A 21,770-nucleotide genomic window follows, 5' to 3' on the forward strand; every position below is an offset into this window, starting at 1 on the left:
CGTCTCGCACCCATGCATCCATGAAAGGCCGGACCATGACCTCTTCCCGCTCCCGTTCCCGCCCCCCTTCCCGCGGCGCTCCCGCCGGCACCGGCGGTCAGCCCCCGTCGGCCCGGCGCATCGCCGTGGTCGGCGCGGGGATGGCCGGCATCGCCTGCGCCCGCACCCTGGCGCAGGCCGGCCATGCGCCGGTCGTCTTCGAGCAGGCTCCGCATCCCGGCGGCCGGATGGCGACAGTGGAATCTCCGTTCGGTGGATTCGATGCCGGCGCCCAGTACTTCACCGTACGCGATGCGCGCTTCGCACGCGCCCTGGAAACCGTGCCGGGACTGTGCCGCCCCTGGAGCGCGACCACCGTCAAGGTGCTGGACGCCGCGGGCCGCACGGCCGCCGCCGCTCCGCCGCCGCGCGAACCGCACTGGTTGGCCACACCCGGCATGCAGTCCCTGCTGGCTGCGTGGGCCCGGCCGCTGGTGCAGGCCGGCCGCCTGCTGCCGGACGCGCGGGTGGCCGGCATCGGCCCCGACAGCGTGCAGCCGGGCCGCTGGCAATTGCAGACCCGCTCGCAGGACGGGGCACAGCAGGTGCATGCCGGCTTCGACGCGGTGCTGCTGCTCGTGCCGGCGGCCCAGGCCCGGGCCCTGCTGGTCGCCTCGGGCATCGTCCCGGCGCTGGCGAACCGGCTGCAGGCAGTGGAAGCGGCCCCGTGCTGGACGCTGATGGTGGCCTATCCCCACGCGGTACAGCCCGGACTCACCACGCTCGGCCCGCAATGGAACGCCGCGCGCAGCACGCACCACCGCATCGCGTGGGTGGCGCGCGAGTCGTCGAAGCCGGGCCGCGCCCCGGTGGAACGCTGGACGGCGCATGCCAGCCCCGCATGGTCGTCCGAGCACCGGGACGACGCACCCGCCCGCGTGCAGGCCAAGCTGCTCAAGGCGTTCGCGGAGGTGACCGGCCTGCGCGCCACGCCCGTGCACGCGGAAGTGCTGTGCTGGCCCGATGCGCAGACGACGCGGCCGCTGGGGCAGAGCCACCTGTGGGATGCCCGGGCCGGCATCGGGCTGGCCGGCGACTGGTGCCTGGGCCACCGGATCGAGGATGCCTTCGTGTCGGGACTCGAACTCGCGCTTGCGGTGGCATGAGCGCCTCCCGCTATGTCGGCCGTTTCGCACCCTCGCCCACCGGCCCCCTGCATGCGGGCTCGCTGGTGGCCGCGCTGGCCAGCTGGCTGGACGCGCGCTCCGCGAACGGGGGACGCGGCGGTATCTGGCTGGTGCGCATCGAGGACGTGGACACGCCCCGCTGCCAGCCCGGCGCGGGCGAGACGATCCTGCGGCAGCTCGCGGACTGCGGCCTCGTGCCGGACGGGCCGGTGTGGTGGCAGTCGGAACGGAACGTGCGATATGCCGAGCAGCTGGAACGGCTTGCGAACGCGGGGCTGGCTTACCCCTGCGCCTGTACCCGCGCGGACATCGAGCACGCGCATCGCCTGAGCCACGGGTCACGCGACCGCCATTCCGAACTGCCCTACCCGGGCACCTGCCGCGCCGGCCTGGGCGGCCGCCCCCCACGGTCCTGGCGATTCCGAGCGACGGAATACCAGAAAGAACTTGTGCCGGCGGGCACGGGGGAACCTGGATGCCCCGCCATCGACACCCGGGGCGTGGCCTGGACCGACCGGCGCCTGGGAGCGCGCCGGCAGGACGTGGCGGAGGTGGTGGGCGATTTCGTGCTGCGCCGCGCCGACGGCCTCTGGGCCTACCAGCTCGCCGTGGTGGTGGACGACGCCGACCAGGGAGTGACACATGTGGTCCGCGGGGAGGATCTGCTGGACAACACGCCCCGGCAGCTCCTGCTGCAGCATGCGCTGGGCATCGCGGCCCCCCTGTACCTGCATACGCCGCTCGTGCGCGCGCCGGATGGCGAGAAGCTGTCCAAACAGCACGGCGCACCGGCCGTGGACACCGCCGATCCCCTGGCGACGCTAGGGGCCGCGGCCTGCGCGCTGGGGCTGCCGGCTCTGCAGCATCCGCACGACACCACCGTCGGCGAGGCGCTGGCATGGTGGGCGCAGGCATGGCCGCGAATCTACAATCGACCATCGTGACAGTTACGCATCCCACCCCGGCCGATACCGGCCTCGCCCCTTTGCCCACGCCCGCCGGCAACGGATCTCCGCCTGCGGACGTTGCCTTTCCCAAGGCAATCAAAAGCTATGTCCGCCGCGCCGGGCGCACCACCACCGGGCAGGCCAAGGCCCTGGAAACCTTCGGCTCGCAGTTCGTCCTCGACTACGCTCCCGAGCCGCTCGACGCGCAGGCCGCCTTCGGCCGCTCCGCTCCGCTCATCCTGGAGATCGGCTTCGGCATGGGCGAGGCCACGGCCCACATCGCCGGCGTGCGGCCACAGGACAATTTCCTGTGCTGCGAGGTGCACGAGCCCGGCGTGGGCGCACTGCTCAAGCGCATCGGCGAGCAGGGTCTGACCAACATCCGCATCCTCCAGCACGATGCCGTGGAGGTGATCGACCACATGCTGCCGGAAGGCGCCCTCGACGGCGTGCACATCTTCTTCCCCGATCCCTGGCACAAGAAGCGCCACAACAAGCGGCGCCTGGTCCAGCCGCTGCTGGTGGCCAAGCTCGCCCGGCGGCTGCGCCCCGGGGGCTACCTGCACTGCGCGACCGACTGGCAGCCTTATGCGGAACAGATGCTGGAGGTGCTTTCCACCGAGCCGCTGCTGGCCAATACCGCCGACGGCTATGCACCACAGCCCGACTACCGCCCGCTCACCAAGTTCGAGAACCGGGGCCTGCGTCTGGGCCACGGCGTATGGGATATCCTCTTTCGGCGCGTGGCCTGACCGGCAGCGTGCCACGCCTTCCCGCAACGCCCAGCACCGCACCCATGAAGCCCATCCTCGACAACCTGGTCGAAATGACCGGCCATCGCGATCACCTGCGGCTGGAAGTGTCGGTGCTGTCCACCCTGCACAAGCTTCCGTCCATCAAGGCGGTGCGCGCGCTGGAGATCTTCCAGTCGGGCGGCGAGGCCTACGTTCGGCCGCGCACCTGGCACAAGGACGGACAGATGGTCACCACCGAATGGGAAGCCCCGGTCGATCCGCGGCGCGAACCCCTGTCGGCGTTCCCGGCACTGCACGAATGCATCGCGCAGCGCAGGCCGCACGTGCTGCAATCCGTGCGGCGCGGCGAACACATGCTGTGGCTGCCCGTGTGGCTGCACGAGACGGTGCATGCCTGCATCGAGGTCACGCAGTCGCGGCCCTTCTCGGCCCACAAGCTCGACGTGATCCAGAGCGTCTTCTTCGTCTACCAGAACTACCAGAGCCTGCTGGACTACAGCGAGCGCGACGCGCTGACCGGACTCTTCAACCGCAAGACCTTCGACGAGCAGTTCGCACGGCGCGCCGGCGTGCCCAACGGCGCGCCGGTCGAGGCGGATGCCGATACGGGCGAGGCTGCGTCCCCGCCACGCGGCGAGGTGCTGCAGCACTGGCTGGCGGTGGTGGACATCGACCATTTCAAGCAGGTGAACGACCGGTTCGGGCATCTTTATGGCGACGAGGTGCTGATCCTCATCGCCAACATCCTGCGCAACTCCTTCCGCGGGCACGACCGCATCTTCCGCTTCGGCGGGGAGGAGTTCGTGGTCCTGCTGCGCTCGACGACGCTCGCCACCGCCCACAAGGCCTTCAACCGGTTCCGCAACGCCGTGCAGGAATACGATTTCCCGCAGGTGGGACGGGTCACGGTGAGCCTGGGCTTCGCCAGCACGGAGCGCGGTGCGCCGGTGGAGATCCTGGGCCAGGCGGACCAGGCGCTCTACTACGCCAAGGAACACGGCCGCAACCGCGTGTGCTACTACGACGACCTGGTGCGTGAAGGGCACCTGCAGGCCAAGGTCGCGAACGACGACGTCGAGCTCTTCTGACGCCCACCCCAACGAATGCAAAAGGCCCGCGCAAGCGGGCCTTTTGCATTGGACACGGCCCGGTCAGGCGCGTTCGCCCACCCAGCCGGCCACGGAGGCCAGCGCCGTGGGCAGCGCCGCGGCATCCGTGCCGCCGGCCATCGCCATGTCGGGCTTGCCGCCGCCCTTGCCGCCCACCTGCTGCGCGACGAAGTTCACCAGCTCGCCGGCCTTCACCTTCGCCATCGCATCCGGCGTGACGCCCGCCGCGATCTGCACCTTGGAACCGTCCACCGCCGCGAGCACGATGGCCGCGCTCTTGAGCTTGTCCTTGAGCTTGTCCATGGTGTCGCGCAGCGTCTTGGCGTCCGCGCCCGGCAGCGTGGCGGCCAGTACCTTCAGGCCCTTCACGTCCACCGCCTGGCCGGCCAGTTCGTCGCCCTGGCTGGACGCCAGCTTGCCCTTGAGGGCCGCCACCTCGCGCTCCAGCGCCCGGACCTGGTCGAGCGCCTGGCCGATGCGGCCCGTGATCTCCGCGGCCGGGGCGCGCAGCGCGCCCGCCGCCTTGGCGACCGTGTCCTCGAGCTGCTGCAGGTAGGCCAGCGCACCCGCGCCCGTCACGGCCTCGATGCGGCGCACGCCCGCGGCCACGCCGCTCTCGCCCACCACCTTGAACAGGCCGATGTCACCCGTGCGGGCGACGTGCGTGCCGCCGCACAGCTCGCGGCTGGTGCCGATGTCCAGCACGCGCACGGTCTCGCCGTACTTCTCGCCGAACAGCATCATCGCGCCGGTCTTCTGGGCGGATTCGATGTCCATCACGCGCGCACCGGTCGGCGTGTTGGCGAGGATTTCCTCGTTCACGCGGCGCTCGATCTCGCGGATCTGCGCGTCCGTGACCGGCGCGTTGTGCGCGAAGTCGAAGCGCGTGCGCTCGGCATTCACCAGCGAACCCTTCTGCTGCACGTGGCTGCCCAGCACTTCGCGCAGGGCCTTGTGCATGATGTGCGTGACCGAATGGTTGCGCATGGTCGCGGCGCGCAGCGCGGCATCGACCTCGGCCTGCACGGCATCGCCCACGCGCAGCGCGCCGGACTCCAGGCGGCCGTGGTGGCCATAGACATCGGCACGGATTTTGAGCGTGTCGTCCACGGCGAAGCGCGCGCCACCGGCGTGGATCACGCCCTGGTCACCCACCTGGCCGCCGCTTTCGGCATAAAACGGGGTGTTGTCGAGCACCACCACGCCGCTCTGGCCGGCCTCCAGCGCCTGGGCGCTCGTGCCGTCCACGTAGATCGCCACGATCTTCGCGCTTTCGGTCAGGCCGTCGTAGCCGCTGAAGCGGTTGGCCTCGCCCGCGTAGTCGAGCGCCTTGTCCATCTTGAACTTGCCGGCGGCACGGGCCTGGGCCTTCTGGCGGTCCATGGCAGCCTTGAAGCCGTCCTCGTCCACCGTCACGCCGCGTTCGCGGCAGACGTCGTTGGTCAGGTCGAGCGGGAAGCCGTAGGTGTCGTGCAGCTTGAAGGCCACGTCGCCCGGCAGCACCTTCGCACCGCCGCCCAGGGCCGCGTCGAGGATGTCCATGCCGTTGGCGAGCGTCTCGAAGAAGCGCTCCTCCTCGGCCTTGAGCACCTCGGTGATGCGCTGCTCCTGCTCGCGCAGCTTCGGATAGGCGTCGCCCATCTGCACGACGAGGTCCTTCACGAGCTTGTGGAAGAACGGCGTCTTGCGGCCGAGCTTGTAGCCGTGGCGGATGGCGCGGCGCACGATGCGGCGCTGCACGTAGCCGCGGCCTTCGTTGCTCGGGATCACGCCGTCGCTCACCAGGAAGGCGGTGGCGCGGATGTGGTCGGCGATCACCTTGAGCGAGGGGTTGGCGAGGTCCGTGATGCCGGTCTCGCGCGCGGCGGCCTGGATCAGCGCGGCGAACAGGTCGATCTCGTAGTTGCTGTGCACGTGCTGCAGGATGGCCGCCAGGCGCTCCAGGCCCATGCCGGTATCGACGCAGGGCGCGGGCAGCGGCGTGACGGAGCCGTCTTCCGCCATGTCGAACTGCATGAACACGTTGTTCCAGATCTCGATGAAGCGGTCGCCGTCCTCATCGGGGCCGCCCGGGGGGCCGCCGGGAATGTGCGGGCCGTGGTCGTAGAAGATCTCGGAGCACGGGCCGCAGGGGCCGGTGTCGGCCATCATCCAGAAGTTGTCGGACTTGTAGCGGCCGCCCTTGTTGTCGCCGATGCGGATCACGCGCTCGGGCGGCAGGCCGATCTCCTTCGTCCAGATGTCGTAGGCCTCGTCATCCTCGGCATACACGGTGGCGAGCAGGCGTTCCTTCGGCAGGCCATAGACCTCGGTGAGCAGCTCCCAGGCCCACTTCAGCGACTCGCGCTTGAAGTAGTCGCCGAAGGACCAGTTGCCCAGCATCTCGAAGAAGGTATGGTGGCGCGCGGTGTAGCCCACGTTCTCCAGGTCGTTGTGCTTGCCGCCGGCGCGCAGGCAGGCCTGCACCGAGGTGGCCCGCACGTAGGGGCGCCTGTCGGTGCCCAGGAACACGTCCTTGAACTGCACCATGCCGGAGTTGGTGAACATCAGCGTGGGGTCGTTGCCCGGCACCAGCGGGCTGGACGGCACCACGGTGTGGCCCTTGGAGGCGAAGAAGTCCAGAAAACTCTTGCGGATGTCGGCTACGGACGACGGCGGGGTCGGTTTCGTCATGGGCGAAGGGGGCTGCGAGCCTGTAGGAGCGCTGCGCCGGGCGCAGCCGCGGTATTGTGAAGACGTAACCCGTGATTCTATCGAGCCGCATGCCCCCTTCCGCCGGCCGCGCGGCCGCCCCCGCGCGCGGGAGGGCCGATGGAGGCCGGTCAGCGGCGCGGGCGCTTCTGCGGCGTGCGGTTGGTGTAGCTGGCGTTGCCCAGCCCCGTGCCCACGGTGAGCACCGCCCACCGCGCCACATCCTGGGTGAAGGGCAGCTCCGAGAGGCCCTGCACCACCGCGTCGTTGTGCAGGCAGACCTGCGTGCGGCCGCCGTTGATGGTCGGCAGGCGCTCGCAGAGATCGCGCGGCAGGTGGAAGCGGATGCTTTCCCAGTTGCCCGGCAGGTTCTGGGTGCCTCCTGCGAGCGATCCGTCCTCGCAGACCAGGCCCGGGCAGGCCACGCCGACGAAGGGCGCCAGGCTCAGTTGCTTCCTCCTGGCATGGTCCACCAGGTCTTCCAGGATGCCGGAGATGCCTCCCACGAGTTCGTCCCGGCGCGGGGAGTCGTCGGCATGGCCCCACTTTTCGCGGCGCAGCACCTCGGCCCGGGACATGTCGGGCGCGGCATGCAGGTGCGTCTGCACGATGCCGCAGCGCACGTTGGTTCCGCCGATGTCCACCGCCAGGATGGCGTCGTAGCTCTGCAGCAGCGCGGGCGGCGCCAGGTGCACCCAGCCGATCAGACCGCCCTCGTCCGCATGGTGGTGCAGCAGGCGCAGCTCCACCGGATCCTTTTTTTTCCGCTTCAGTTCATCGGCGACCAGTCCGGCCGCATGGGCGATGGCGCGCTCGCCCACCTCGCTCTGGTGGAAGCCCCCGCCCACGATCACGCGCTCCACGCCCTTCCAGGTCCTGTGCTGCAGGAAGCGCAGCACCACGTGCGCGAACTGCTGCGCATAGTCTTGCGAAGCGGCCTCGATGGCCCGCGCCGCCACGCCGTCCTTGGCGAGCATCTCGTCGAGGCGCTGCTTGCTGATCTCGCGCGTGGGCTTGTCGCCCAGCGGGTCCTTGCCGGCCATTTCCGCATACACCATGCGCCAGGCGTCCAGCATGTGCCGGAACGCCGTGCGGCTGGCGTTGTCGCCTGCGAAGCCGTCGCCGTCGCGCAGCTCGAGGCTGTAGTCGTCGATGGTGACGGACGCCAGCTCCATTTCGCCGTGGGGGCCGGCCGCGCACAGCGCCAGCCGGGCCTTCTCTTCGCGCTCGGCGGCAGCGGCGGACGCCGGAGCTTCTTCCTTCTCTTTGGATGCCATGGTCGTGTTCGTAGGGAGGAAACGGCCCCACTGCGGGGGTCCCGGCTCCCATGGTGCCTTGCCGGGCCGGCCGGGCGCGTCAGCCAACGCCGCCAAACCGTGCCGCGGGTCGCGGGCGGCGGTCAGCGGCCCAGCAGGACCGGGCGGGCCGCCTCCGACGGGAACACGCACGCCACGTCGTGCGCGCAGCCGGGCACCACGACCACCTCGCGCCGCCGTCCGGGCGCCAGCAGCGTCCGGTCGTACTCTGCGTAGGCCAGGCCGCGCTGCAGGCGGTATGGCCCCTGGGCCATGGCCGCGCACGACTTGTCGAGGATGCCGTAGTACGTGCCCCTGGCGTCGCTGCTGTCCAGGGCGCCCTCGAGGTAGCCGACGTCGGCGGCCGCGTATCGCTCGCGCGCCTGTGCGGCACCGCGCCCCAGACTGGCGGGCAGGCCGTCGGTGCCGTATTTCCAGTGGTTCACGCCCGGGCAGGCACCATCGGCGGGCGGATGGGGGCGCCAGGCGTCGAAGTACAGCCAGGTGCCGGGGTCGGCCACCACATAGCGCAGCGCGACGGCGGAAGAGGACCCGCCGGCCGGCGCCGGGTTCGCGAAACCGATGTAGTGCTGCACCATCTGCGCGCCCGCGGAGAAGCCCGCGACGGTGACGGTGCGCAGGCCGGGCCAGCGCCGCACCAGTTCGGCCACCAGCGCGTCCATCGCCGCGAACGAGGTGATGCGCGCCCCGTTGGCCGACGACCCTCCCTCGATCCATGAGCTGCAGGTCCACAGCAGGTCGCCGTCCTGCGCGGCGGGAAGGCCCGGGGAACTGCACCGGGAGGCCCGGTCCGCCGCGACCTGGAACACCGGCGCAACCACCAGGGTGTCCGCCAGCGTGGCGGCCGGGGCACCGGCATTGCGCACGGCCTGCAGCGCGGCGCCGAAGGTCTTGCCGGCATCGCGCGGGTGGCCATGCAGGGCGACGAGCGCCTGCGTCGGCGCCGTGCCCTCTGCGGGCGCCAGCGACGCGTAGTAGTTCAGTGCGCCCCCGGCCCCGGGTGGCTCGAAGCGCTGGTAGCAGGCGGGGCCGGCCGCCACGGTGCAATCGGAAGGCTGCGCGGCGGCATGTGCCGCCCACACAGCCAGGCATGCCGCCACGAGACAGGGCCATGTTCCAGTTCTCATCGATGGGACTCCGTTGGGCGCGGGGACGGCGCGGCGCCTGGAGGAAAGTGTACGCGGCGCATGCGGCGCTGCCTGGGTGGGTCAACGGCCAAAAAAAAGCCCGCGCGATGCGGGCTGTGAAAGGAGACCCCCTACTGACAAACCGGAGGCCGGGGGCGGAGAGGCTCTGCCCGCGGCGCTGCGATGGATCCAATGTAGGGCGGCATGCCGGCAGGGCCAAGCGACCAGATCGCGCTTGCTTATGCGCGGACCGAGAATGCCAGGGCGCCGGCGGGCATGCCGTGCACCGCGGCGGCAGGCCGGCGGTGGCGGCATACTCGGCGCATTGCCGTTCCCGGCCCGGCGCGCCTCCGGGCTGTCCACCGACACGATGCCGCCGCCATCCACCGCCCTCCTCCACGCCGCGCGCGCCGCACGGGCCTGCGCCGGAGCCGCCCTCTGCCTGGCCACGGCGCTGCCTGCACCCGCCCGGGCGGATGCCGGTGACCTCGTGCGCGAGCACGGCTGCATGCGCTGCCATGCCATGGTGCGCGCCTATGTGGGCCCCGGGTTCACGGAAATCGCGGAACGCTATCGCGGCGACAGGAATGCCGAAACCTACCTCTCTGGCCGGATCCGCAACGGCGGCGCGGGCGAATGGGGCCGCGCGCTCATGCCGCGGCATCCGCGCATCGGCGAGGACGAGGCCCGGTCCCTGGCCCGCTGGATCCTCGCCCGGCGCAAGGGCTAGCAGCCGCCACTGCAGCTGCTGCCACCACCCGCCTCAGCGCTCGGTGCACAGCGCTTCGTCCACCGCTTCGCGCGTAAGGGTGGGCACGAAGGCTTCGATGAACCGGTAGGCATAGCCGCGCAGCCAGCTGCCGCGCCGCAGGCCGAGGCGGGTAAGATTGACTTCGAACAGATGGCGCGCATCGATCATGCGCAGGTGCCGGTCGCGCTCCGGGTCCAGCGCGATGGAGGCGACGATGCCCACCCCCATGTCCAGTTCCACATAGGTCTTGATCACGTCCGCGTCCATGGCGGTGAGCACCACGTCCGGCTGCAGGCCCTCGCGCGCGAAAGCCTCGTCGATATGGGCGCGGCCGGTGTAGCCCAGCTCATAGGTCACGATCGGGAAGCGCGCGAGTTGCCGCAGGGTGGGCGGCTCGGGCAGGTCAAGCAGCGGATGCCCCGGCGGCACCACGATGCTGTGGGACCACCGGTAGCACGGCAGGGTCACCAGCTCGCCGTAGCCCGCCAGCGCCTCCGTGGCCACGCCGATGTCGGCCTCGCCCGAAAGCAGCATCTCCGCCACCTGCCGGGGCGAGCCCTGGTGCAGGTGCAGCGAGACATGCGGGAACAGCGCCCGGAAATCGCGCACCACCTGCGGCAGCGCGTAACGTGCCTGCGAGTGCGTGGCGGCGATGGACAGGCGCCCTTCGCCGCTGGCGCGGAAATCGTGCCCGGCGCGCTGCAGATTTTCCGCCTCCAGCAGCAGCCGCTCGACGATGGGCAGCAAGGTGGATCCCGGCGGTGTCAGCCCCGTGAGCCGCTTGCCTGCGCGCACGAAGATCTCCAGGCCCAGTTCCTCCTCCAGCTCGCGTATCTGCCGGCTCACGCCGGGCTGGGAGGTGTGGAGGATGCGGGCCACGTCGGTGAGGTTGAAACCCGTGCGCACGGCCTCGCGCACGGAACGCAGTTGCTGGAAATTCATGGATTCGCCGGGCTTTCCTGTTGTTATGCGGCCGATCAACGCGCGGGGGTCAGCGCGTGGGCGACAGGGGCCGGCGGCCGGGCGCCGTGCCCCCACCCGGGCACGTCAGAGCTTGGCGATGGAGACTTCGGTCGATTTCACCAGCGCCACCACGTCGGAGCCGACCTGCAGCCCGAGGTCGTCCACCGAGCGGGTGGTGATGACGGAGGTGACGATGCCCCAGGGCGTTTCGACATCGACTTCCGAGACGACATCGCCGCGGATGATCTCGCGGACTTTGCCCTTGAACTGGTTGCGCACGTTGATGGCCTGGATGGACATGGGATGGACTCCTGTGGTGGTTGGAAGGTGAAACAAAAAAGGGATGGAAACCGGGTGGCTCAGATCGCCCAGCGCAGGCCATGCGCCGGAACGCCCGGCCATGCGCCATCGCCGTCAGAGGGTTCGGCCGCGGGCTTTTGCAGCACCCGGTCGAGGATGCGTTTCTCGAAGGCCGCGAACGCCGCGTCACCGTGCGAGCGGGGCCGCGCGAGCGGGATGCGCTCATCCAGGGCGATGCGGCCGTCCTCGATGAGCACCACGCGGTCGGCCAGGGCTACGGCCTCCTGCACGTCGTGCGTGACCAGCAGCGCGGTGAAGCGGTGCCGCTGCCACAGCCCTTCGATGAGGCGCTGCATCTCGATGCGGGTGAGCGCGTCCAGCGCGCCCAGGGGCTCGTCCAGCAGCAGCAGGCGCGGCTGGTGGACCAGGGCCCGGGCCAGGGCCACGCGCTGGCGCTGGCCGCCGGACAGGCGCGCCGGCCACTCCCCGGCCCGGTCCGCCAGGCCCACCTGGCCGAGCACCTCGCGGCCGCGCTCCTGCGAGCCCGCGGGCAGGCCCAGGGTGACGTTGTCCAGCACGCGCCGCCACGGCAGCAGGCGCGCTTCCTGGAACATGATGCGGGTGTCGCCGTGCAGTCCATCGACGGGCGTGCCGTCGATGTCCAGCGTTCCGGCGCTGGCGGCTTCCAGGCCGGCGAGCAGCCGCAGCAGCGTGCTCTTGCCGCAGCCGCTGCGGCCGACGATGGCGACGAACTCGCCGGGCTCGATCGCGAGCTGCGCCTGCCGCAGCACGTCGCGCGCGCCGTAGCGCTTGGTCAGCCGGCGCGCCTGCAGGCGCAGGCCGGGCGCGGGGGTGGAAACGGTATGCGGGGCGGACATGGTGCCGTCTCCTTCGTTCATGCCTTGGCCTGGTAGCCGGGATGCCACCGCAGCCACCAGTGCTCCAGGCCGCGCGCGAACACGTCCGCCAGCTTGCCCAGCAGCGCGTAGAGCAGGATCCCCACGAGCACTACGTCGGTCTGCAGGAACTCGCGCGCGTTCATCGTGAGGTAGCCGATGCCGGCCTGCGCGGAGATGGTTTCCGCCACGATCAGGATCACCCACATGAGCCCCAGCGAGAAGCGCAGGCCCACGAGGATGGAGGACATCGCGCCGGGCAGGATCACCTCGCGGTAGAGCTGCCAGCGCGAGAGCCCGTAGGTGCGGCCCATCTCGATCAGGCCCGGATCGACGTTGCGGATGCCATGGAAGGTGTTGAGGTAGATCGGAAAGAACACCGAGACCGCGATCAGGAACACCTTGGCCGATTCGTCGATGCCGAACCACAGGATCACCAGCGGGATGAGCGCCAGCGCGGGGATGTTGCGCACCATCTGCACGGTGGAGTCGAGCAGCGTCTCCGCCCAGCGCAGTGAGCCGGTCAGCAGCCCGAGCAGCAGGCCCAGGCCGCCGCCGATCGCCAGCCCCGCCAGCGCGCGGCCCGCGCTCACCTTCACGTGGGTCCACAGCTCGCCGGATTCGCCGAGCTGCCAGGCGGCCTTGAGCACGTCGGACGGCGCCGGCAGCACCCGGCTGGACAGCCATCCCTGGGCCGAGGCCACCTGCCAGGCCGCGATCAGCGCCACCGGCACCAGCCACGGCAGCAGGCGCTGCCCCACGGCGGCAGCCCACTGCCGCACGGGCGCGGGCAGGCCCGTGCCGGGCTCCTCGGGGGTGTCGGTGGCGGCAGACACCTGCAGCTCGCGCACCGCGGGGGAGATGGCGGGGCCCGTCATACCAGCGCACCTGCTTCCGCATCGGGCTCCAGGAACTCGAGCTGGTTGCCGGCCGGATCCTTCACGTAGAAGCGCAGGTAGCCCGGAAGTGCCCGGTTTTCCACCAGGGGAAGCTCGGCCTGCAGCAGGCGGCCGCGGAGTTCGGGCAGGTTGTCCACTTCGAACGCCAGGTGCGCCGCCGCGGGCGCCGGCTGCCAGCGCGTGGTGGGTACCAGGGCTATGCGCTGGTGCCCGGCCGCGAAATGCAGCGCGTTCTCGGCCGGATACCGCACCTCGGCCAGGCCGAGCAGGCCGGCATAGAAGGCGCGCATGGCGCCCTCCTCGCCTGCGGGAAACGGCAGCTGCACATGGTTGATGGAATGGATGGCCATGGGAATCTCCTGTTGCGCGGGCCGCTCAGCTCTGCGCCGCGCGCGGCACGTACTGGTTGCCCACGATTTCGCCGAAGGGGCCGGTCAGGGGGCCCGCCGCCCGGCCGCCGCCGCCGATGCGCTCGCGCACCTCGGCCGGCAGCAGCGGGAACACCAGTTCCGCGAAGCGGTAGGCCTCTTCCAGGTGGGGGTAGCCGGAGAGCACGAAGGTGTCGATACCCAGGTCCGCGTACTCCTGCATGCGCGCGGCCACGGTCTGCGGATCGCCCACCAGCGCCGTGCCCGCACCGCCGCGCACCAGGCCCACGCCGGCCCAGAGGTTGGGGCTGATCTCCAGGTCCGCGCGGGCGCGGCGGGTGCCGCCGGCGTGCAGCGCGGCCATGCGGCGCTGCCCTTCGGAATCCATCCGGGCGAACACCGCCTGCGCCTGCGCCACGGTCTCGTCCTGCACGCGGCTGATGAGCTCCTCGGCGGCGGCCCATGCGGCCTCGTCGGTCTCGCGCACGATCACGTGCAGCCGGATGCCGAAGCGCACCGTGCGCCCCCGTTTCGCGGCGCGGGCGCGCACATCGGCCACCTTCTGCGCCACCGCGGCCGGCGGCTCGCCCCAGGTGAGGTAGGTATCGACCTGTTCCGCCGCGAGGTCGTGCGCCGCCTCCGACGAGCCACCGAAGTACACCGGCGGATAGGGCTTCTGCACCGGCGGATAGAGCAGCTTGGCGCCCTTCACCGACAGGTGCTCTCCCTCATAGTCGAAGGTGCCGCCCTCGTGGCTGCGCGACAGGATCTCGCGCCAGATGCGGATGAATTCCTCCGACTGCGCATAGCGCTGGGCGTGGTCCAGGAAGACGCCGTCGCCCTCCAGTTCCGCGCGGTCGCCCCCCGTCACGAGGTTGATGAGCAGGCGCCCGCCCGACAGCCGGTCGAAGGTCGCGGCCATGCGCGCGGCCAGGGCCGGCTGGTGCAGGCCCGGGCGCACCGCCACGAGGAACTTCAGGCGCTGCGTCACCGGCGCGAGCGCCGAGGCGACGACCCAGGGGTCCTCGCAGGAGCGGCCCGTGGGGATCAGCACCCCTTCGTAGCCCAGAGTGTCGGCCGCCGTGGCCACCTGGCGCAGGTAGTCGTAGTTGACGGCGCGGGCCCCTTCGGACGTCCCGAGGTAGCGGCTGTCGCCGTGGGTGGGAATGAACCAGAACACGTGCATGGGAGGCTTTCTCGAAAGATGGGAACGATGTCAGTAGGAGATGGCGAAGCGCGGCCAGGGGGCAGGCACGGACACCGGCGCCGGCTTGGGCACGGTGGGCGGCGCATGCCGTGCCGTGCGCTGTGCGGGGTGCGGATGCGGGACCGCGGCGCCCTGGGTGTGCACCGAGGGACGGAGCCCCCAGGCGCGCGCGGTCACCGCCAGCAGGCGCCGCGCGCCCGGACCGAGGGCCGTGGACGTTGGCAGGATGGACATGGGTGGTGCTCCTCGGGCGGCCGGGCCGTAACGGGCTACAGCAGTTCCACAGGCGCGGCCTGCAGCACGTCGAGCTTCTTCGGTATCAGCTTGAGATCGAAGAAGGTGTCCGCGATGGCCTGCTGCTCGGCCAGGATCTCGCGGGTCACGGCCCGCGTGCCGTAGCCCACGCGGCCGACGAACAGTTCGGTCACCGCACGGTCCAGGCCCAGCACCTGGGACAATTCCGCGGCGGCTTCGGCCTTGTGGCCCGAAACCCATTGGTCGATGCCGTCCACCTCCTCGATGGCGATGCGCAGCACGTCCGCATTGCGGGCGGCAAAGTCGCGCGAGGTGAAGTAGAAGGCCCGGTTGTTCACCACGCCCGTGGCGTCGGCCAGGATGCGCGCGTCCAGCGCCTTCTGGGCCGCGGCGAGGAACGGGTCCCAAATCACCCAGGCGTCCACCGCGCCGCGCTCGAAAGCAGCGCGCGCATCCGGCGGGGCCAGGAAGACGGACTGCACGTCGCGGTACTGCAGGCCGTTCTTCTCCAGCAGTTTCGCGAGGAAGTAATGCACGTTGGAGCCCTTGTTGTAGGCCACGCGCCTGCCCTTGAGGTCCGCCACGCTGCGGATGGCCGAGCCCTTGGGCACCACCACCGCCTCCAGCGCCGGGCGCGGCACCGTCGCCCCCGCATACACGAGCGGCGCACCCGCGGCCTGGGCGAAGATCGGCGGGGCCTCGCCCACGTCGCCGAAATCGATGGAACCGACGTTCAGCGCCTCCAGTTGCACCGGGCCGGCGTTGAACTCCGTCCAGGTCACCTTCACGCCCAGGGGGGCGAGGCGCTTTTCCAGGGTGCCACGCGCTTTCAGCAGCGAAAGCCAGCCCTTCTGGTGGCCGACCCGCAGGGTGCGCGCGGCACCTGCGGACTGCGCCCAGCCCGGCAGCGCGGCCAGGGCGGCGGCGCCCGCGCCGGCGGCCAGCCAGCGGCGGCGGGAAGAGACATCGGTGGCGGAAGATCGGGACAACGGGACCATGTCGAAAGCTCCGGAAAGAATGGATGGACAGGGGCGGCCCTGCCCACCGGCCAAGGCTGCGCCCGGCAGGGGCGGCGCACGCCATGCCCTGCGGGAACGAACGGATCGGAAATCGGAGGTGGCGCCTGCGCCTTCCCGTCAGACGCTACATCGCACCTGGTCGAAGGGAATGGGTGGGAAACGCACGGCGTGGGCCGGCAGGCGCATCGCGTCGTTCACGAGCAGGTCCAGCGCTTCATCGAGCCGCTGGGAGATTTCGGGCCCGATGGCATAGGCGCCTTCGGGCGTCAGCGCCACCTGCGCGTCGGTCGCATAGACCCCTGGCAGGATGTGGCGGGCGCCGAGCGACTGCAGCACCGGCCGCAGGGCGTAATCCAGCGCCAGCATGTGGTGCGGGCTGCCGCCCGTGGCCAGAGGCAGCACGGCCTTGCCCCGCAGCGCCGACTGGGGCAGAAGGTCCAGGAAGACCTTGAGCACGCCGCTGTAGGCCGCCTTGTAGACCGGGGTGGCCACCACCAGCGCGTCGGCCTCGGCCACCTGGTCCACCGCGCGGGCGATGGAACGGTGGCCCGTGTCCGCCAGCAGAAGCGCCTGGGGCGAGAGATCGCGGATGTGCAGGCGGTGCACCGCCGCACCGCGCACCGCGAGCCGGAGCGACACGCCGTCCAGCAGCGCGGCCGAACGCGAACGCTCCGAGGGGCTTCCGGCGATCAGGAGGATGGACATGGGAACGGCTTTCTCGGTGGCGGAGACAAGGCGGGCGGCCAGCAGACTCACTTCTTCGTGTAGATCTGGTCGAAGCTGGCGCCGTCGGCGAAATGGTCCTGGTCGGCCTTGGTCCAGCCGCCGAACGCCTGGTCGATGGTGACCAGCGTGAGCTTGGGGAACTGCGCCTCGTACTTGGCCTTCGCCTTCTCGCCGGTCGGGCGGTAGAAATGCTTGCCGGCGATGTCCTGGCCCTCGTCCGAGTAGAGGTACTTCAGGTATTCCTCGGCCACGGCGCGCGTGCCCTTCTTGTCCACCACCTTGTCCACCACGGCCACGCTGGGCTCGGCCAGGATGGAGAGCGACGGGGCCACGATCTGGAACTTCTCTGCGCCGAACTCCTTCAGGGCCAGGAACGCTTCGTTCTCCCAGGCCAGCAGCACATCGCCCACGCCGCGCTGCACGAAGGTGATCGTGGAGCCGCGCGCGCCGGTGTCGAGCACCGGCACGTTCTTGTAGAGCTTGCCGACGAATTCCTTCGCCTGCGCGTCGCCGCCGTACTTGCGCTTGGCGTACTCCCAGGCGGCCAGGTAGTTCCAGCGCGCACCGCCGGACGTCTTGGGATTGGGAGTGATCACCTGCACGCCGGGCTTCACGAGGTCGTCCCAGTCCTTGATGCCCTTGGGGTTGCCCTTCTTCACGAGGAACACGATCGTGGAGGTGTAGGGCGCGGAGTTGTGCGGCAGGCGCTTCTGCCAGTCCGGCCTGACCAGCCCGCCATGCTTGACCAGCGCATCGATGTCGCCGCCCAGCGCCAGCGTGGCCACGTCGGCGTCGATGCCGTCGATGATCGAGCGCGCCTGCTTGCCCGAGCCGCCGTGCGATTGCTTGACCTGCACATCCTGTCCGGTCTTGCCCTTCCAGTACTTGGCGAACGCCTGGTTGTAGTCCACATACAGTTCACGCGTCGGGTCGTACGACACGTTCAGCAACTGCGCCGGCTGCTGGGCGATGGCCGGCGTGGCCAGTGCGGCCATGGCACCGGCGAGGACGGCGGCGGCGGGAAACTTGATAAAGTGGCGGCGAAGGTTCATGAGGGACTTTCCAAAGGGGATCCGTGGACGGTGCGGTAGAGCACGGCACCGATGCACCGCATTCTGAAAGCCCCTCTTCAAAACTGAAAATACTGAAATTTCAGTTTTAAATTTCCAAAACATCTTTGGAACACCCTCTCTCCGTGTCTCGCACCTTCCGTGCGAAGACCTTCGTCTTTTCTCTTCCGTCAGAACAAGGAACCCACCCATGGCCCGTACCGTCCAGTGCATCAAGCTCGGCAAGGAAGCCGAAGGCCTCGACTTCCCTCCGTACCCGGGCGACCTGGGCAGGCGCATTTTCGAAAACGTGAGCAAGGAAGCCTGGGCCGGCTGGCTCAAGCACCAGACCATGCTCGTGAACGAGAACCGCCTGAACCTCGCCGATGCACGTGCGCGGCAGTACCTCGCGCGCCAGATGGAGCAGCATTTCTTCGGCGGCGGCGCGGATGCCGCCGCGGGCTACGTGCCCCCCAGCGCCTGACGCGCGGGCGGTGCCGGCTCCCGTGCCGGCCCCTGCCTTCGCCATCCACGCCCGACAGCCCGGCCCCGCCGGGCTTTTCTTTTTGTGCGGCAGCGCTCCCACGCGGGCCCCTGACGCCGCGCAAGCCGCCGGCCCCCGCGGCGCCCCGACAATCGCCGCATGTCCGAACCCATCGACTGGCTCCCCGACGGCACCCCGTTCAATCCGCGCTTCGGCGACCGCTACCACAGCGAAACCGGGCTCGCGCAGGCGCGCGAAGTCTTCCTGCACGGCTGCGGACTGCCGCAGGCCTGGGCCGGCCAGGCGCAGTGGCGGGTGCTGGAGACCGGCTTCGGCTTCGGCCTGAACTTCATCACCACCTGGGCCGCCTGGCGCGCCGACCCCGCACGGCCGCGGCTGCTGCATTTCGTGTCCTGCGAGGCGTTCCCCGTCTCCGCGGACGACCTGCTGCGCTCCCTGCAGGGGCATGGCGAACTGGAACTGCTGGCCCGCGCCCTGCACGCCCGGTACTGGGGCCTGCTGCCCGGCGTGCACCGCCTGGCATTCGAGGGCGGCCAGGTGCTGCTCACGCTCTACATCGGCGATGCGCAGGCCATGCTGCGCCAGCAGCAGCCGGTGGCCGACGCGGTGTACCTGGACGGCTTCAGTCCCCAGGTGAACCCCGGACTCTGGGAAATGCACACGCTCAAGGCCGTGGCGCGCTGCTGCCGCCGCGGCACCCGCCTCGCCACCTGGAGCGTGGCCGGCGCGGTGCGCGACGGGCTCGCGCAATGCGGCTTCCAGGTGCACAAGGTGCCGGGACTTCCCCCCAAGCGCGCCAATCTGCAGGCCGTGTTCGATCCGGCGTGGGAGCCGCGCCCCGCCCAGGCGGAGCTGTCCGATGTCCGCGTGCCGGGCGGACCGTCGGGCGTGCTGGTCATCGGCGGCGGGCTGTCGGGCGCCGCCGTGGCGGCGAGCCTGGCACGGCGCGGCTGGCAGGTGCGGGTGCTGGACGAGGGCGCGGAGCCGGCGGCCGGTGCCTCGGGCCTGCCGGCCGGCGTGTTCGCGCCGCACGTGTCGCCCGACGACAGTCCGCTTTCTCGCCTGTCGCGCGCAGGCGTGCGGGCCACGCTGCACGCCCTGGAGGGCATGCATGCGCTGGCCGACGGCGAGGACTGGAGCGCCTGCGGCGTGCTGGAGCATGAACTGGCCGGCAGGAGCCGCCTGCCGGCCGCCTGGGCCGGGGATGCCCCGGCCGGCGCCGAATGGAGCCGGCCTGCCGATGCCGCCACGCGGCAGGCCGCCGGCCTGCCGGCCACCGCCGTCGCCACCTGGCATGTGCGCGGCGGCTGGCTGCGCCCGGCGCGGCTGGTGCGCGCCCTGCTGGACCATCCGGCCATCCACTGGCAGGGCGGCAGCGCAATCGCCCGGCTGGAGCCGGTGGAGGCCCCTGGCGCCGGCGTCCGCTGGCAGGCCTTCGGCACCGATGGCGCACTGCTGGCCGAGGCGCCCCACGTGGTCATCGCGGCCGGCTACGGAAGCCGGCCCTGGCTGCCCGATCGGTACCCCATCCACCCGCTGCGCGGCCAGGTGAGCTGGGGCGTGCGCGGCGAGGCGGAACCGGCGGCGGCATGGCCGCCCTTCCCCGTCAACGGCCACGGCAACCTGGTGCCGCACGCCGGCGCGCCGGGCCATGCGATCTGGGTGATGGGCTCGACCTTCGAGCGCGGCCAGACGGAACTGCCCCCCACGCCCCAGGAACAGGCGCAAGCCCATGCGGCCAACGCCGCCAAGCTGGAACAACTGCTGCCCGCGCTGGCGCAGGGGCTTGCGCCCGCCATCGCCGGCCCGGGCGCCGCCCCCGGCCACTGGGCCGCCGTGCGCTGCACCGCGCCCGACCGGCTGCCTTTCGTCGGGCCGGTGGATGCCGCACGGCAGCCCGGGCTCTGGGTCTGCGCCGCCATGGGCGCGCGCGGGCTCACACTGTCGCAGCTGTGCGGGGAACTGCTGGCCGCCCGCATGATGGGCGAACCGCTGCCCGTGGAAGCCCGCCTGGCACGGGCGCTGTCCACCGAGCGGCTTCCTGGAGACTGAACGTTCGCAAGCCCGTCAGCGCCGTGCAGGCACAATGTCCGGCGTATCCACCCCTGCCTTCGGGAGAGCTGCGAAAGCGCAATGGAGCCAGTGTGAAATCCCGTCGCCTCGGCCGCTTCTGGCGGAGATGGCCCGCCGCTTCCATCCACCCCGTCGCGCAAGCCAACATGCCCAGCCGCCGCATCGCCGAGTCGCTCGGCGGTGTCCCCGTCTCCCGCCGGCAGGGAACGAAGTACGACACCGTGGTCTACCGGATTCCAGCCAGCCGCTGACCTGGCCGGCGCAAGGCAGACGTTACCTTCCGACGGCTCAAGGGGTGGTCGGGCCGGCTTTCGCCTTGCGCGCCGGTATCCACACGCCGAGCATGGCCGCCGCGGCGAGCGAGAGCAGTCCGGTCACGGCGATGCCGCCGGCCAGCGAGGCGGTAGCCACCAGCGCCGACAGCAGCGCAGGCCCGCAGGAGCCGCCGAGGTCCGACAGGAAGCGCCACACCGCGAGGAAGTACTGGCGGCCGTGGCGGGGCGCGAAGTCCGCGCCCAGCGTCATGATCAGGCCCGAGCCGATGCCGTTGCCGAAGCCGATCGCCGTCGCGGCGATCAGCAGCGTCGCGAAGCCGCCGGTGAATGGCATCGCCAGCAGCGCCAGCCCGATGATCGCCATCGACGGCACGGCCACCCAGCGGCGGCCCTTGAGGTCCATCACACGGCCCGCCGGGTAGAACAGCAGCATCTCGATGCCGCCGGCGATGCCGTAGATCACCGAGGTGACCGCCGGCGCCAGCAGCAGGTGGTCCGCCCACAGCGGGATCACCGCCTGGCGCGAAGCGCGCACCGCGCTCACCAGTGCCACGCCGAGTCCCAGGGTCAGGAATACCCGGCGGTGGTCCGCCAGGATCGAACCCAGGCCCACCGGCGCCGGGGCCGGCGCGCCCGCGGGATGCGGTGGCGCCACGAGGTCCGTCAACCGGGCGCCGACGGCCGCCGCCGCGAGCACGCCCGCGATGCCGACGGCGAAGGCGGCCTTCAGCCCGAAGGCATGCACCGCCGCGGCCGAGAGGAATGGCCCGATGAACATGCCGATGCGCATCACCCCGCCCAGCGTGGACAGGGCCCGGGCGCGATAGGCGGCCGGCACGGCCTCGGTCAGGTAGCTCTGGCGCGCCAAGTTGTAGATGGCCTGCGACATGCCCACCATGCAGCAGCCGATCGCCAGCGGGACCACGCCCGGCAGCAGCACGGCCAGCGCCATACCGATAGCGCTCCACAGGCCCGCGGCGACGATCGCCCAGCGCTCGCCCCAGCGTATCGTGATGTACGACGCGGGAATATTGTTCAGCAGGGAACCCAGCCCGATCAGCGTGACGACGAAGGCCGCCATCGATACCGATGCGCCCAGTTCCCGGGCCAGCAGCGGCACGATCGGCAGGATGGCCCCCTCGCCCACCCCGAACAGCAGCGACGGCCCGAAGGCCGGCAGCGCGATCCGGCGCCACGAGAACGCATCGGTGCCGGTGCTGGCAGCTGGTGACAAAGCGGGGGGAGTGGTGTCGTTCATGGGCGAGGCGCTGCGGCGAGGGCTGCAAGGGCGGCAGACGCCCGGCGCCAACGATACGCCAAGCGTGCACACCGCGCCGGCCTGAACCGTGGAATGGCGACCCGCACCGGCGGAC

Annotated in this window: 22 protein-coding genes; 8 read left to right on the forward strand and 14 right to left on the reverse strand. The window is 70.9% G+C overall.

Going from position 1 to position 21,770, the window contains the following annotated elements:
- The first annotated feature begins 35 nt into the window (after nt 1-35).
- From BLR05_RS02840 to BLR05_RS02855, 4 genes are read left to right on the forward strand one after another with little or no spacing between them, the layout of a single operon-like run.
- Nucleotides 36-1,145 (forward strand): NAD(P)/FAD-dependent oxidoreductase, encoded by a 1,110-nt coding sequence (locus tag BLR05_RS02840; protein ID WP_143015851.1) that lies wholly within the window; start codon nt 36-38, stop codon nt 1,143-1,145.
- Nucleotides 1,142-2,110 (forward strand): tRNA glutamyl-Q(34) synthetase GluQRS, encoded by a 969-nt coding sequence (gene gluQRS / locus BLR05_RS02845; protein WP_092832207.1) that lies wholly within the window; start codon nt 1,142-1,144, stop codon nt 2,108-2,110. Before BLR05_RS02840 ends, gluQRS begins: the two co-directional genes overlap by 4 nt.
- On the forward strand, nt 2,080-2,865 hold the full coding sequence (gene trmB / locus BLR05_RS02850; RefSeq protein ID WP_377777580.1) for a tRNA (guanosine(46)-N7)-methyltransferase TrmB: 786 nt from the start codon (nt 2,080-2,082) through the stop codon (nt 2,863-2,865). Before gluQRS ends, trmB begins: the two co-directional genes overlap by 31 nt.
- A 44-nt stretch (nt 2,866-2,909) precedes the next feature.
- On the forward strand, nt 2,910-3,956 hold the full coding sequence (locus tag BLR05_RS02855) for a GGDEF domain-containing protein (protein WP_092832208.1): 1,047 nt from the start codon (nt 2,910-2,912) through the stop codon (nt 3,954-3,956).
- 63 nt (nt 3,957-4,019) lie between these two features.
- Here the strand turns inward: BLR05_RS02855 and alaS are convergent, their stop codons facing one another.
- The 3 genes from alaS to BLR05_RS02870 form a co-directional block, all read right to left on the reverse strand.
- Nucleotides 4,020-6,650 (reverse strand): alanine--tRNA ligase, encoded by a 2,631-nt coding sequence (gene alaS / locus BLR05_RS02860; RefSeq protein WP_092832210.1) that lies wholly within the window; start codon nt 6,648-6,650, stop codon nt 4,020-4,022.
- Nucleotides 6,651-6,799: 149 nt separating this feature from the next.
- Nucleotides 6,800-7,945 carry an ROK family protein gene (locus BLR05_RS02865; RefSeq protein ID WP_092832212.1) on the reverse strand — a complete coding sequence of 382 codons (1,146 nt, stop codon included), beginning with the start codon at nt 7,943-7,945 and terminating at the stop codon, nt 6,800-6,802.
- 122 nt (nt 7,946-8,067) lie between these two features.
- Nucleotides 8,068-9,111, reverse strand: a complete 1,044-nt coding sequence (locus BLR05_RS02870; RefSeq protein ID WP_092832214.1) for a hypothetical protein — start codon at nt 9,109-9,111, stop codon at nt 8,068-8,070.
- Nucleotides 9,112-9,481: 370 nt separating this feature from the next.
- On the opposite strand from BLR05_RS02870, the gene BLR05_RS02875 reads away from it, so the two are divergent.
- Complete coding sequence (locus tag BLR05_RS02875; RefSeq protein WP_092832215.1) at nt 9,482-9,841, forward strand: c-type cytochrome; 360 nt, start codon at nt 9,482-9,484, stop codon at nt 9,839-9,841.
- A gap of 33 nt (nt 9,842-9,874) precedes the next feature.
- Here the strand turns inward: BLR05_RS02875 and BLR05_RS02880 are convergent, their stop codons facing one another.
- The 10 genes from BLR05_RS02880 to BLR05_RS02925 form a co-directional block, all read right to left on the reverse strand.
- On the reverse strand, nt 9,875-10,804 hold the full coding sequence (locus BLR05_RS02880) for a CysB family HTH-type transcriptional regulator (RefSeq protein WP_092832217.1): 930 nt from the start codon (nt 10,802-10,804) through the stop codon (nt 9,875-9,877).
- A 105-nt stretch (nt 10,805-10,909) separates the two neighbouring features.
- Nucleotides 10,910-11,125, reverse strand: coding sequence for a TOBE domain-containing protein (locus BLR05_RS02885; RefSeq protein ID WP_011796117.1), 216 nt, complete (start codon nt 11,123-11,125; stop codon nt 10,910-10,912).
- Between the two features lie 59 nt (nt 11,126-11,184).
- Complete coding sequence (locus tag BLR05_RS02890) at nt 11,185-12,003, reverse strand: ATP-binding cassette domain-containing protein (RefSeq protein ID WP_092832471.1); 819 nt, start codon at nt 12,001-12,003, stop codon at nt 11,185-11,187.
- A gap of 17 nt (nt 12,004-12,020) precedes the next feature.
- Nucleotides 12,021-12,899, reverse strand: a complete 879-nt coding sequence (ssuC, locus tag BLR05_RS02895) for an aliphatic sulfonate ABC transporter permease SsuC (protein WP_092832218.1) — start codon at nt 12,897-12,899, stop codon at nt 12,021-12,023.
- Nucleotides 12,896-13,270 carry a VOC family protein gene (locus BLR05_RS02900; RefSeq protein WP_092832220.1) on the reverse strand — a complete coding sequence of 125 codons (375 nt, stop codon included), beginning with the start codon at nt 13,268-13,270 and terminating at the stop codon, nt 12,896-12,898. The genes ssuC and BLR05_RS02900 overlap by 4 nt, the downstream gene beginning before the upstream one ends.
- Before the next feature lie 25 nt (nt 13,271-13,295).
- Nucleotides 13,296-14,474, reverse strand: a complete 1,179-nt coding sequence (gene ssuD / locus BLR05_RS02905; protein WP_092832221.1) for an FMNH2-dependent alkanesulfonate monooxygenase — start codon at nt 14,472-14,474, stop codon at nt 13,296-13,298.
- A gap of 30 nt (nt 14,475-14,504) precedes the next feature.
- Nucleotides 14,505-14,729 carry a hypothetical protein gene (locus BLR05_RS02910; RefSeq protein WP_092832223.1) on the reverse strand — a complete coding sequence of 75 codons (225 nt, stop codon included), beginning with the start codon at nt 14,727-14,729 and terminating at the stop codon, nt 14,505-14,507.
- Between the two features lie 35 nt (nt 14,730-14,764).
- Complete coding sequence (locus tag BLR05_RS02915; RefSeq protein WP_092832224.1) at nt 14,765-15,748, reverse strand: sulfonate ABC transporter substrate-binding protein; 984 nt, start codon at nt 15,746-15,748, stop codon at nt 14,765-14,767.
- Between the two features lie 138 nt (nt 15,749-15,886).
- On the reverse strand, nt 15,887-16,474 hold the full coding sequence (gene ssuE / locus BLR05_RS02920; RefSeq protein ID WP_092832226.1) for an NADPH-dependent FMN reductase: 588 nt from the start codon (nt 16,472-16,474) through the stop codon (nt 15,887-15,889).
- A gap of 47 nt (nt 16,475-16,521) precedes the next feature.
- The gene (locus BLR05_RS02925) at nt 16,522-17,547 is read right to left on the reverse strand and encodes a sulfate ABC transporter substrate-binding protein (RefSeq protein ID WP_092832227.1); all 1,026 of its coding nucleotides are present in this window, start codon (nt 17,545-17,547) and stop codon (nt 16,522-16,524) included.
- A gap of 208 nt (nt 17,548-17,755) precedes the next feature.
- Here BLR05_RS02925 and BLR05_RS02930 point away from each other — a divergent pair, with 208 nt between their 5' ends.
- From BLR05_RS02930 to BLR05_RS02940, 3 genes are all read left to right on the forward strand, one after another.
- The gene (locus BLR05_RS02930; RefSeq protein WP_092832229.1) at nt 17,756-18,028 is read left to right on the forward strand and encodes an oxidative damage protection protein; all 273 of its coding nucleotides are present in this window, start codon (nt 17,756-17,758) and stop codon (nt 18,026-18,028) included.
- A 159-nt stretch (nt 18,029-18,187) separates the two neighbouring features.
- Nucleotides 18,188-20,101, forward strand: coding sequence for a bifunctional tRNA (5-methylaminomethyl-2-thiouridine)(34)-methyltransferase MnmC2/FAD-dependent 5-carboxymethylaminomethyl-2-thiouridine(34) oxidoreductase MnmC1 (gene mnmC, locus BLR05_RS02935; protein WP_092832230.1), 1,914 nt, complete (start codon nt 18,188-18,190; stop codon nt 20,099-20,101).
- Between the two features lie 92 nt (nt 20,102-20,193).
- Nucleotides 20,194-20,373, forward strand: coding sequence for a hypothetical protein (locus BLR05_RS02940; protein ID WP_192883907.1), 180 nt, complete (start codon nt 20,194-20,196; stop codon nt 20,371-20,373).
- A gap of 37 nt (nt 20,374-20,410) precedes the next feature.
- Here BLR05_RS02940 and BLR05_RS02945 read toward each other — a convergent pair whose 3' ends face one another.
- Nucleotides 20,411-21,655, reverse strand: a complete 1,245-nt coding sequence (locus BLR05_RS02945; protein WP_092832232.1) for an MFS transporter — start codon at nt 21,653-21,655, stop codon at nt 20,411-20,413.
- Nucleotides 21,656-21,770: the final 115 nt, after the last annotated feature.

It is taken from the genome of Paracidovorax cattleyae (assembly GCF_900104515.1).
GTDB lineage: Bacteria > Pseudomonadota > Gammaproteobacteria > Burkholderiales > Burkholderiaceae_C > Paracidovorax > Paracidovorax cattleyae.

What these genes read in the sequence shown, in the direction of transcription:
- BLR05_RS02870 (WP_092832214.1), bottom strand. Translation starts at nt 9,111, where the DNA reads ATGAGAACTGGAACATGGCCCTGTCTCGTGGCGGCATGCCTGGCTGTG.
- BLR05_RS02910 (WP_092832223.1), bottom strand. Translation starts at nt 14,729, where the DNA reads ATGTCCATCCTGCCAACGTCCACGGCCCTCGGTCCGGGCGCGCGGCGC.
- BLR05_RS02865 (WP_092832212.1), bottom strand. Translation starts at nt 7,945, where the DNA reads ATGGCATCCAAAGAGAAGGAAGAAGCTCCGGCGTCCGCCGCTGCCGCC.
- BLR05_RS02880 (WP_092832217.1), bottom strand. Translation starts at nt 10,804, where the DNA reads ATGAATTTCCAGCAACTGCGTTCCGTGCGCGAGGCCGTGCGCACGGGT.
- ssuD (WP_092832221.1), bottom strand. Translation starts at nt 14,474, where the DNA reads ATGCACGTGTTCTGGTTCATTCCCACCCACGGCGACAGCCGCTACCTC.
- BLR05_RS02900 (WP_092832220.1), bottom strand. Translation starts at nt 13,270, where the DNA reads ATGGCCATCCATTCCATCAACCATGTGCAGCTGCCGTTTCCCGCAGGC.
- BLR05_RS02840 (WP_143015851.1), top strand. Translation starts at nt 36, where the DNA reads ATGACCTCTTCCCGCTCCCGTTCCCGCCCCCCTTCCCGCGGCGCTCCC.
- BLR05_RS02915 (WP_092832224.1), bottom strand. Translation starts at nt 15,748, where the DNA reads ATGGTCCCGTTGTCCCGATCTTCCGCCACCGATGTCTCTTCCCGCCGC.
- ssuE (WP_092832226.1), bottom strand. Translation starts at nt 16,474, where the DNA reads ATGTCCATCCTCCTGATCGCCGGAAGCCCCTCGGAGCGTTCGCGTTCG.
- BLR05_RS02925 (WP_092832227.1), bottom strand. Translation starts at nt 17,547, where the DNA reads ATGAACCTTCGCCGCCACTTTATCAAGTTTCCCGCCGCCGCCGTCCTC.
- trmB (WP_377777580.1), top strand. Translation starts at nt 2,080, where the DNA reads ATGGCCGCGAATCTACAATCGACCATCGTGACAGTTACGCATCCCACC.
- alaS (WP_092832210.1), bottom strand. Translation starts at nt 6,650, where the DNA reads ATGACGAAACCGACCCCGCCGTCGTCCGTAGCCGACATCCGCAAGAGT.
- BLR05_RS02855 (WP_092832208.1), top strand. Translation starts at nt 2,910, where the DNA reads ATGAAGCCCATCCTCGACAACCTGGTCGAAATGACCGGCCATCGCGAT.
- BLR05_RS02875 (WP_092832215.1), top strand. Translation starts at nt 9,482, where the DNA reads ATGCCGCCGCCATCCACCGCCCTCCTCCACGCCGCGCGCGCCGCACGG.
- BLR05_RS02885 (WP_011796117.1), bottom strand. Translation starts at nt 11,125, where the DNA reads ATGTCCATCCAGGCCATCAACGTGCGCAACCAGTTCAAGGGCAAAGTC.
- ssuC (WP_092832218.1), bottom strand. Translation starts at nt 12,899, where the DNA reads ATGACGGGCCCCGCCATCTCCCCCGCGGTGCGCGAGCTGCAGGTGTCT.
- gluQRS (WP_092832207.1), top strand. Translation starts at nt 1,142, where the DNA reads ATGAGCGCCTCCCGCTATGTCGGCCGTTTCGCACCCTCGCCCACCGGC.
- BLR05_RS02930 (WP_092832229.1), top strand. Translation starts at nt 17,756, where the DNA reads ATGGCCCGTACCGTCCAGTGCATCAAGCTCGGCAAGGAAGCCGAAGGC.
- BLR05_RS02890 (WP_092832471.1), bottom strand. Translation starts at nt 12,003, where the DNA reads ATGTCCGCCCCGCATACCGTTTCCACCCCCGCGCCCGGCCTGCGCCTG.
- BLR05_RS02945 (WP_092832232.1), bottom strand. Translation starts at nt 21,655, where the DNA reads ATGAACGACACCACTCCCCCCGCTTTGTCACCAGCTGCCAGCACCGGC.
- mnmC (WP_092832230.1), top strand. Translation starts at nt 18,188, where the DNA reads ATGTCCGAACCCATCGACTGGCTCCCCGACGGCACCCCGTTCAATCCG.